The organism is Rhodococcus sp. NPDC056506, assembly GCF_042794945.1.
GTDB lineage: Bacteria > Actinomycetota > Actinomycetes > Mycobacteriales > Mycobacteriaceae > Rhodococcus_F.
Window position 1 is genome coordinate 1 of the sequence record NZ_JBHTSW010000036.1, and the last position, 8,780, is coordinate 8,780.

An 8,780-nucleotide genomic window follows, 5' to 3' on the forward strand; every position below is an offset into this window, starting at 1 on the left:
GCCGCTTTCGACGTGCTCAGGGGATCAGCTGAGGCGCTCGATCACCATTGCCATGCCCTGTCCGCCGCCGACACACATGGTCTCGACGCCGAAGGTCTTGTCCTGCTCCTGCAGGTTGTTGATCAGGGTGTTGGTGATACGGGCACCGGTCATACCGAAGGGGTGACCCAGCGCGATCGCGCCACCGGAGATGTTGAGCTTGTCCTCTTCGATGCCCAGTTCGCGAGCGGATCCGAGGACCTGCACGGCGAATGCCTCGTTGATCTCGAACAGGTCGATGTCGGAGATCGACTTGCCGGCGATTTTCAGGGCGTTCTTGACGGCCTGAATCGGGCCGAGGCCCATGATCTCGGGCGACAGGCCCGAAACGCCGGTGGAGACGATGCGAGCGAGCGGGGTCAGGCCGAGTGCCTTTGCCTTGGTGTCGGACATGATCACCAGTGCGGCTGCGCCGTCGTTGAGCGGGCAGGCGTTGCCCGCGGTGACGGTGCCGTCGGGGCGGAAGACGGGCTTGAGGCCGCTGATGCCTTCGTAGGTGGTGCCGGCGCGGGGGCCGTCGTCCTTGGAGACGACGGTGCCGTCGGCGAGGGTGACGGGCGTGATCTCACGCTCGAAGAAGCCGCGAGCGATGGCTTCCTCGGCGCGGTTCTGGCTGCGAACTGCCCAGCGGTCCTGGTCTTCGCGGGTGATGCCGGTGGCGGAAGCGACGTTCTCCGCGGTCTGGCCCATGCCCAGGTACACGTCGGGGATCAGGCCTTCTTCGCGAGGATCGGTCCAGGCGACTCCACCTTCGGCGAGCTTGGCGCTACGGGCCTGCGCTGCGTCGAAGAGCGGGTTCTTGGTGTTGGGGAGGCCGTCGGCGTTGCCCGTGATGAAGCTGGAGACGGACTCGACGCCGGCGGAGATGAAGACGTCGCCCTCGCCTGCGCGGATGGCGTGCAGAGCCATGCGGGTGGTCTGCAGCGAGGAGGAACAGTAACGGTTGACCGTGACACCGGGGAGGAAGTCGTAGCCGAGCTGGACGGCGACGACGCGGGCGATGTTGAAGCCCGACTGACCGGCGGGCTGGCCGCAACCGAGCATGAGGTCGTCGATCTCGGTGGGGTCGAGCTCGGGGACCTTTGCCAACGCGGCGGCAACCATCTGAGTCGCGAGGTCATCCGGGCGGATGTCCTTGAGCGAACCCTTCATTGCGCGGCCGATGGGCGACCGTACTGCTGAGACGATTACTGCCTCGGGCATGAAAACTCCTTTTGTGTACTGCTCGGGGCCGGCTTGAAACGCCGTCGAGCAGGGCAAGTTGAATGCAGCTTCGACTTACAATTTACGTTGCCACTCCCAGATGGTGGTCACGCAGTCTCACTCAGTTGACGTCGTGGCGCTGACCTGCAGGTTTGGTGCGTCGCGCGAAAGCTTTCCATTGGGTTGCCGCCGCCGTCAGTCGGGCCGCGACGGTGCGAGCTTGCGCCGCCTCCGAGACGTGGGGGAGTTCGGGTAGCGGGCCACCCTGCCACTCGCCCAGCGCCGACGCGAGAACCGGGACGATCTGCTTCGCCGCGAGTTCGTATCCGGCCGCGGACGGGTGGAAACGGTCGGCCGAGAACATCGTGTCGGGCGAGGCCAGGAATTCCTTGGCCAGCAGGTCAGCTAGTGGAACGGGATGACCCCCCGCGTTTCGGGTCGCGGCCGCCTGGGCGAGCGCCAGACGATGACCCCATTCACGCACCACGGAGCGCAGCGGTTGCGGGATTGCCGTGACCACCCCCAGATCTGGGCAGGTGCCGACAACAACGACGGCGCCGCTCTCGCGTAAGCGTCGTACCGCGTCGCCGAGGCGTTTCGCCGACGCGTGAATTGCGTTCTTGGCAGTGACGTCGTTGGCGCCGATCAGGATCACCGCAGCGTCCGGGGGAGGGCCGGCGACGAACATGGCGTCGACCTGCCCGCTCAACCCGCGTGAGGTGGCGCCGCCGATGGCCTTGGTGCTCAAGCGGATTCGTTTCCCGGTTTCACTCGCGAGCTGCTTCGCGACCTGCACACCCGGAACTTCCGACGCCGTCAGCGCGCCGACGCCGGCCGCAGACGAATCGCCGAAGATCATCAAGTGGAGATCGAAGGGCACGGCCCGCCACCAGAGTTCCGGGTTGTCGGCGCCGGGCGCGTACACGCCGTCCGCCTCGGGTGGCTTGGCGATATTGCGACCGATCACCCCACGCGCCGCACCTGCCTGCGACATCAGATAGTTGTAGCCCAACCAGGAGAGCGTGCCTGCACTCGATCCGGCCACCACCGTGGCCACCGACGCTTTCAGTCCGGTTCGACTCACACTTGCCAATCTAGCCGGATTGCACCGCCTTCGCCCGACGTCCGCGCGCACCGTTTTCTTCTATCTGGGAACATGGACGAATGCGCATCGCGGAACACGTCGTCGACCTCATCGGCAACACCCCACTCGTCAAGCTCACGTCCGTCACGGGCGAAAACTTCGGCACGGTGGCAGCCAAGGTCGAGTACCTCAACCCGGGCGGTAGCTCCAAGGACCGCATCGCCGTCAAGATGATCGACGCAGCCGAGGCTTCGGGTGAACTGAAGCCGGGCGGCACCATCGTCGAACCGACTTCGGGCAACACCGGAATCGGCTTGGCGCTCGTGGCGCAAAAGCGTGGATACAAGTGCGTTTTCGTCTGCCCCGACAAGGTCAGCGAAGACAAGCGCAACGTCCTGCGTGCCTACGGCGCCGAGGTGGTCGTGTGCCCCACGGCCGTCGCGCCGGACAACCCGAACAGCTACTACAGCGTCTCCGACCGCCTCACCCGTGAGATCCCCGGCGCCTGGAAGCCCAACCAGTACTCCAACCCGGGCGGACCGGAGAGCCACTACGAGACCACCGGTCCCGAGATCTGGGCTGACACCGACGGCAAGATCACGCACTTCGTCGCGGGCGTCGGCACCGGCGGAACCATCACCGGCACCGGCCGCTACCTCAAGGAAGTTTCGGGCGGCAAGGTCAAGGTGATCGGCGCAGACCCCGAAGGCTCCGTCTACTCCGGCGGCACCGGTCGCCCGTACCTCGTAGAAGGCGTCGGCGAAGACTTCTGGCCGACCGCATACGACCCGTCCATCCCGGACGAGATCATCGCCGTCTCGGACGCCGATTCCTTCGAGATGACGCGTCGCCTCGCCCGTGAAGAGGGACTGCTGGTCGGCGGTTCCTGCGGTATGGCCGTCGTCGCTGCCCTCGAAGTAGCCAAGCGCGAGGGCCCCGACGCCCTGATCGTCGTCCTCCTCCCGGACGGTGGCCGCGGCTACCTGTCCAAGATCTTCAACGATCAGTGGATGGCGTCGTACGGATTCCTGCGCACCCCACTCGACGGCAAGACGAACGTTCCCACTGTCGGCGACGTGCTGCGCGGCAAGTCGGGCGAGCTGCCGGACCTCGTTCACACCCACCCGTCGGAGACCCTGCGCGACGCGATCGAGATCCTGCGCGAGTACGGCGTGTCCCAGATGCCCGTCGTCGGTGCGGAACCGCCGGTCATGGCAGGCGAAGTCGCCGGAAGTGTGTCCGAGCGAGATCTGCTGAGTGCGGTGTTCGAAGGCCGTGCGCACCTTGCCGATTCCGTCGAGAAGCACATGAGCAAGCCGTTCCCGCTCATCGGTTCCGGCGAGCCGGTCTCGGCGGCCACGAAGGCGCTCGGTGACACCGACGCACTCATGGTGGTCGACGACGGCAAGCCGGTCGGTGTCATCACGCGCCACGATCTCCTGGGTTTCCTGAGTTCGGATTCCTGAGTTCGGATTCCTGCGCCGGCACCGGCGCCATTAGGCTGGGGACCATGAGTGAGCAACGCAGCAAGGCCGACAACATCAGCTGGCAGGGTTTCTCCACGAAAGCGGTGCATGCGGGTTACGAACCCGATCCGCTGACCGGTGCGGTCAACGTGCCGATCTACGCGAGTTCCACCTTCGCCCAAGACGGCGTCGGTGGAATGCGCAGTGGCTTCGAGTACGCGCGAACGGGTAACCCCACCCGTCGCCCACTCGAGGCGAACCTTGCCGCGCTCGAATCCGGAACCTACGGTCGAGCGTTCAGTTCGGGAATGGCGGCCACCGACTGCCTGCTCCGTTCGGTACTTCGACCGGGCGATCACCTGGTCATCCCCGACGACGCGTATGGCGGAACCTTCCGTCTCATCGACAAGGTGTTCACGCAGTGGGGGATCGAGTACACCCCGGCTCCGGTGTCCGATGTCGATGCGGTGCGCGCGGCGATGAAGTCCAATACCAAGCTGGTCTGGGTCGAGACGCCCACGAACCCGCTGCTCAATATCGGTGATATCGAGCTCCTTGCCGAGGTCGCCCACGAGGGCAACGCAAAGATCGTGGTGGACAACACCTTCGCGTCGCCGTACCTGCAGCAGCCGTTGCAGCTCGGCGCCGACATCGCGCTGCACTCCACGACCAAGTACATCGGTGGACACTCCGACGTGGTCGGTGGCGCTCTCGTCTGCAACGACGAAGAACTGGACACGGCCTTCGCGTTCCTGCAGAACGGATCGGGCGGCGTTCCCGGCCCGTTCGACGCGTTCCTGACGTTGCGCGGAATCAAGACACTGGCGCTGCGCATGGAGCGTCACAGTGACAACGCGGAGAAGGTCGTCGAATTGCTCGACGGTCACCCCGCTGTTGCCAGCGTCATCTACCCGGGCCTGGCTTCGCACCCGTCGCACAAGGTCGCGGCCAAGCAGATGCGACGCTTCGGCGGCATGATCTCCGTGCGCCTCAAGGGTGGCAAGGCGGCAGCTCTCGACCTGTGCTCGCGCACCGAGATCTTCACGCTGGCAGAATCTCTCGGCGGAGTCGAATCCCTCATCGAGTTCCCCGGTGCGATGACTCACGCCTCGACGGCCGGTTCCGCGCTCGAGGTTCCCGATGATCTGGTGCGCCTGTCGGTCGGCATCGAAGACGCCTCCGATCTGGTCGGCGACATCGAGCAAGCACTGTCCTGATCTTCGCTCTACGGTAATTCGAATTCGAACCTGCAGTGCGCCTTCACACCTCACGAGGGTGTGGAGGCGCACTTTCTGGAGGCATGCGTGAATCTCGAACAGATAAAGGCTGCACAGCAACTTCTCGCGCCGGTCATGCGCCGCACCCCGGTGGTGGCCTCGCGAGTGTTGTCTGAAACCACCGGCTTCGCCGTGAGCTTGAAATGTGAAAACCTGCAACGCACCGGCTCTTTCAAGCCGCGCGGTGCCTACAATCGCATCGCCAATTTATCCCCGGAGGAACGGGCAGCGGGCGTGGTGGCGGCCAGTGCCGGTAACCATGCGCAGGGAGTTGCCTGGTCTGCAACAGAATTGGGAATCAAGTCGACCGTCTTCATGCCGACGGGTGCGCCGCTGCCGAAGTTGGTGGCCACCAAGGCATATGGAGCTCAGGTCCACCTGCACGGTTCGACTGTCGACGAAGCGCTCGTGGCCGCTCGCGAATTCGCGGACCGAACCGGAGCAGTTCTGGTCCACCCGTTCGACCACGAGGACGTCGTGGCGGGCCAGGGCACGGTGGGCCTGGAAATCCTCGAGCAACTCCCCGAGGTAGGCACGATTCTCGTTCCCACCGGCGGCGGTGGATTGATCGCCGGAGTGGCTGCAGCAGTCAAAGCTGTACGCCCGCAGGTGCGCATCGTCGGAGTGCAGGCCGAAACTGCGGCCGCCTGGCCGGCGTCGTTGGCGGCCGGGAAGCCGACGGCCTTGGCGTCGATGTCGACGATGGCGGACGGCATCGCCGTGGGCTGCCCTGGCGAGGTTCCGTTCGCCGAAGTTGCCGCACACGTTGACGCGGTGGTCACGGTCAGCGAGGAAGCGCTGTCCAAAGCGCTGCTGCTGTGCCTCGAACGCGCCAAGCTGATCGTCGAACCGGCAGGCGTCGCGGCCGTTGCCGCGTTGATGACGTGCTCGCCGGAGGAATTGGGACTGACCGGGCCGGTATGCGCTGTGCTGTCCGGCGGCAACATCGATCCGCTGCTGCTCACGCACGTCATCTCACACGGACTGCGGGCAGCCGGACGGTTCCTCGGCGTTCACATCACCATCGACGATCGGCCGGGTGCGCTGGTCTCGCTGCTCGAAGTGGTTCGGGCAAATGGTGCCAGCGTGGTCGACGTCATCCACTCCCGTACCGGTGGCGAACTTGCACTCGACGAAGTGGAGGTCTTCCTCACCGTCGAGACGCGTGGTCCGGACAACAAGGCGGAACTTCTGACGGCCTTCGACCGCGCCGGCTACGCAGTACGCCTGCAGAACTGACGCGTGTTACTCGTCAGGCCAGCCGCCCAGAACCGTCACGCGGAACTCCTGGTCGACCAGTCTGGCGGGTACGTCGAGTTGATGTAGCCAGTCGATGGCCGAACCGCCCATGCCGACCGCAACACGACTCAATGCGGCGGCCTGGGCGCACGACGATGCAATCACTGACACCGTCCGCCACATCGGCGTCGCCGTCGATTCGCGATGCAATGGTTTGACGGTGCTGGCCGTGGCGATGCCGCAGTCGGACGGGAGAGCTACCTGGCACGTCGGATCCCCGGGCAGGTCTTGAACCTGAATCTGCCAGCCGTCTTCCGGCGCCGCGCCGGCAACGGCGATGTCGCCGCCGAGGCCGACCAACACTCCGCACCCGAGAAGTGTGGCCGTGGAGGCCGCGCAGTGGTCCGCTGAACTGGCGCGGGCAGTCGCGGACAGGTCGAGAACGACGTCGTCCGGGCTGTACACACGGTTGTTCTCGACGCGAATCTTCCACCAGGAGTGAGGGTCTGCCGAGCCGGCCGTTGGGGTGAGTTTGCCGTCGGTCAATCGTGCGACAGCCAACGCGTCCTCGAGAAAGTGCGCGAACATGGGTGTGACGGCGACGCCTTCGACGTTGCTTGCGGCGCTGACGTAGGTCCGAATCTCGGAGTCGGCACGATCTCGATTGGTGGCGGCGTCGGCAGCGGTGAGGTACCCGCGAACCAGGCTGGCCGCGGAGGGCAGGACTTCAGGATCGGTGACGACGACCCGAGCCTGCACACCCCAGGTGAGCCACTCGGACGCCGAGCGCAGAGTGCTCACGAACCGTTGGAGACGGCGTCCGGGGTTCCGAATCCGGCGACCACGACGGGCCGCTTCGCTACGGGATTCTTGGTGTGAGAAGCCGAGGTGTCCGGCGCGAGCGCCGTGGCCGTAGGAGAAGAAACGAGAGAAAGTCCGCCGCTTGCGAGTGCTCCCGCCACAGCCGTGGCTGCGAGGGCGAGGCGAACGGGTCGATACACCGTAGTGCGTCCCCGGGCGGGTCGTGGCCGATCGTCGCTCATGCACTCAGCTTGCACGCCGAACCTGAGAAAAGCCTTGGCGTCTGTAGTCATTTGCGTAACGCCCACCGAGATAAATGAGACATTGGTTACAGGAGTCGCGAGACTTAGCCGTGTCGAATGCATGTTCGAAAGAGTAGATGTTCGCACCGACAAGTTTCGGGTACGACCACGTACAAGGGTTTTCAGAGGTTTATCGGAGGTTCGGATGGCAGTCGGTGTTCTGGCGATCGCTGTGTCGATCGGCACCGCACTGGGCGTGATGAGTGGAACTCTCGGCGCGCCCGCTCAAGTCGAGAAGAACGAGTCTTCGAATGCTGCAGTCTCACTTGCAGCCTGGAACGGGCCGGCGCGAACACAGGACACACCTGAGGGAATCGTGCCTTCCGTGCCTTCCAACTTTCCGGGAGCGACGTTGGCGCCCGTGGGAGCGGTGGCAGTGTTCGCGCCGTGGATCAAGAAGGCGGGTGCTCTCTGCTCGGAGATCACGCCCGCGGTGATCGCCTCGCTGTACTCGGTCGAGAACGGATTCAAGTACGGACCCGACACCGACATCTCACCTGAGGGCGGACGCGGGCCTGGCCGCTTCACCACCGCGGCGTGGACTGCCTACGGCAAAGACGGTGACGGCGACGGGAAGATGGACATTCTGGGCGTCGCCGATCCGGTGATGACAACCGGCTACCGGTTGTGCGATCTCGTCAAGCAAGCGCAGTCCTGGCAGAAATCCGGTGAAGTCGAGGGCGATACCGTCGACCTCGCGCTCGCGGCATACGACGTCGGGCCCGACGCCGTTCGTGAAGCGGGCGGCGTTCCGGCAGACAAGTCAGGCGACGTTCCCGCCGAGCAGGCGGCCGCCGCTCCGTTTGTCGCCCAGATCAAATCGTTGCAGGACTCGTTCGCCCTCATGCTCGCACCCTTCGACTACAACAACCTCGCCGCTGCGGTGGGCGGCGTCGTCGAGGCCGGTCTGAAGTTTCTCGGATTGCCCTACGTGTGGGGCGGCGGAAACGTCAACGGGCCGTCGATGGGCGGGTTCGACTGCTCCGGCTTGACGTCGTACGCGATCCACGCGGCAACTGGCGTGACGCTGCCGCGGACCTCCGAGACGCAGTGGGGCGTCGGCGTCGAGATCCCGCTCGACCAGGCGCAGCCCGGTGACCTGTTGTTCGGCAATTGGCAGGCAGGCGGACCCGGCCACGTGGCGATCTACGTCGGCAACGGTCAGATGCTTCACGCACCCACGTTCGGCGACGTCGTGAAGGTCGGCCCGATCTTCGCCGGAATGAAAGCTCGCCGCGTGGTGTGAGTGCGCCGGAACTGCAACGCCGATCGAGCAAGAAGCGGGGCCCCCCCCCCGCGGGGGGGGGGGGGTTTGAGAGGGGGGGAGTGTTATGGGGGGGGGGGGGGGAGGAGAGGGTGGTAGTGGCCG

The 8,780-nt window shown here is 65.3% G+C and carries 8 protein-coding genes; 4 read left to right on the forward strand and 4 right to left on the reverse strand.

Annotated features, from left to right (window positions below):
* Nucleotides 1–24: 24 nt before the first annotated feature.
* Both ACFQ6H_RS22900 and ACFQ6H_RS22905 read right to left on the reverse strand, forming a co-directional pair.
* Nucleotides 25–1,242, reverse strand: coding sequence for an acetyl-CoA C-acetyltransferase (locus tag ACFQ6H_RS22900; protein WP_277377443.1), 1,218 nt, complete (start codon nucleotides 1,240–1,242; stop codon nucleotides 25–27).
* Nucleotides 1,243–1,363: 121 nt separating this feature from the next.
* Entirely contained in the window at nucleotides 1,364–2,326 is a 963-nt protein-coding gene (locus ACFQ6H_RS22905) for an SGNH/GDSL hydrolase family protein (protein ID WP_378450101.1), read from the reverse strand.
* Between the two features lie 80 nt (nucleotides 2,327–2,406).
* On the opposite strand from ACFQ6H_RS22905, the gene ACFQ6H_RS22910 reads away from it, so the two are divergent.
* From ACFQ6H_RS22910 to ilvA, 3 genes are all read left to right on the forward strand, one after another.
* Nucleotides 2,407–3,792 (forward strand): cystathionine beta-synthase, encoded by a 1,386-nt coding sequence (locus tag ACFQ6H_RS22910; protein ID WP_230814199.1) that lies wholly within the window; start codon nucleotides 2,407–2,409, stop codon nucleotides 3,790–3,792.
* A gap of 44 nt (nucleotides 3,793–3,836) precedes the next feature.
* A complete protein-coding gene (locus ACFQ6H_RS22915; RefSeq protein WP_007728802.1) occupies nucleotides 3,837–5,009 on the forward strand; it encodes a cystathionine gamma-synthase in 1,173 nt (390 codons plus the stop codon).
* A gap of 135 nt (nucleotides 5,010–5,144) precedes the next feature.
* The gene (ilvA, locus tag ACFQ6H_RS22920) at nucleotides 5,145–6,308 is read left to right on the forward strand and encodes a threonine ammonia-lyase (protein WP_378648850.1); all 1,164 of its coding nucleotides are present in this window, start codon (nucleotides 5,145–5,147) and stop codon (nucleotides 6,306–6,308) included.
* Between the two features lie 6 nt (nucleotides 6,309–6,314).
* Here ilvA and ACFQ6H_RS22925 read toward each other — a convergent pair whose 3' ends face one another.
* Nucleotides 6,315–7,109 (reverse strand): FAD:protein FMN transferase, encoded by a 795-nt coding sequence (locus tag ACFQ6H_RS22925; RefSeq protein WP_378648792.1) that lies wholly within the window; start codon nucleotides 7,107–7,109, stop codon nucleotides 6,315–6,317.
* Nucleotides 7,106–7,351: a hypothetical protein gene (locus tag ACFQ6H_RS22930; protein ID WP_153211881.1), complete on the reverse strand. Its 246-nt coding sequence runs from the start codon at nucleotides 7,349–7,351 to the stop codon at nucleotides 7,106–7,108. The genes ACFQ6H_RS22925 and ACFQ6H_RS22930 overlap by 4 nt, the downstream gene beginning before the upstream one ends.
* A 205-nt stretch (nucleotides 7,352–7,556) precedes the next feature.
* Between ACFQ6H_RS22930 and ACFQ6H_RS22935 the strand changes: the two genes are divergently transcribed.
* The gene (locus ACFQ6H_RS22935) at nucleotides 7,557–8,657 is read left to right on the forward strand and encodes an NlpC/P60 family protein (RefSeq protein ID WP_378450024.1); all 1,101 of its coding nucleotides are present in this window, start codon (nucleotides 7,557–7,559) and stop codon (nucleotides 8,655–8,657) included.
* The last annotated feature ends 123 nt before the right edge of the window (nucleotides 8,658–8,780 follow it).

Excerpts from the sequence above, each read along its gene's own strand:
- ACFQ6H_RS22900 (WP_277377443.1), bottom strand. The coding sequence starts at position 1,242 with ATGCCCGAGGCAGTAATCGTCTCAGCAGTACGGTCGCCCATCGGCCGC.
- ACFQ6H_RS22910 (WP_230814199.1), top strand. The coding sequence starts at position 2,407 with ATGCGCATCGCGGAACACGTCGTCGACCTCATCGGCAACACCCCACTC.
- ACFQ6H_RS22915 (WP_007728802.1), top strand. The coding sequence starts at position 3,837 with ATGAGTGAGCAACGCAGCAAGGCCGACAACATCAGCTGGCAGGGTTTC.
- ilvA (WP_378648850.1), top strand. The coding sequence starts at position 5,145 with ATGCGCCGCACCCCGGTGGTGGCCTCGCGAGTGTTGTCTGAAACCACC.
- ACFQ6H_RS22930 (WP_153211881.1), bottom strand. The coding sequence starts at position 7,351 with ATGAGCGACGATCGGCCACGACCCGCCCGGGGACGCACTACGGTGTAT.
- ACFQ6H_RS22935 (WP_378450024.1), top strand. The coding sequence starts at position 7,557 with ATGGCAGTCGGTGTTCTGGCGATCGCTGTGTCGATCGGCACCGCACTG.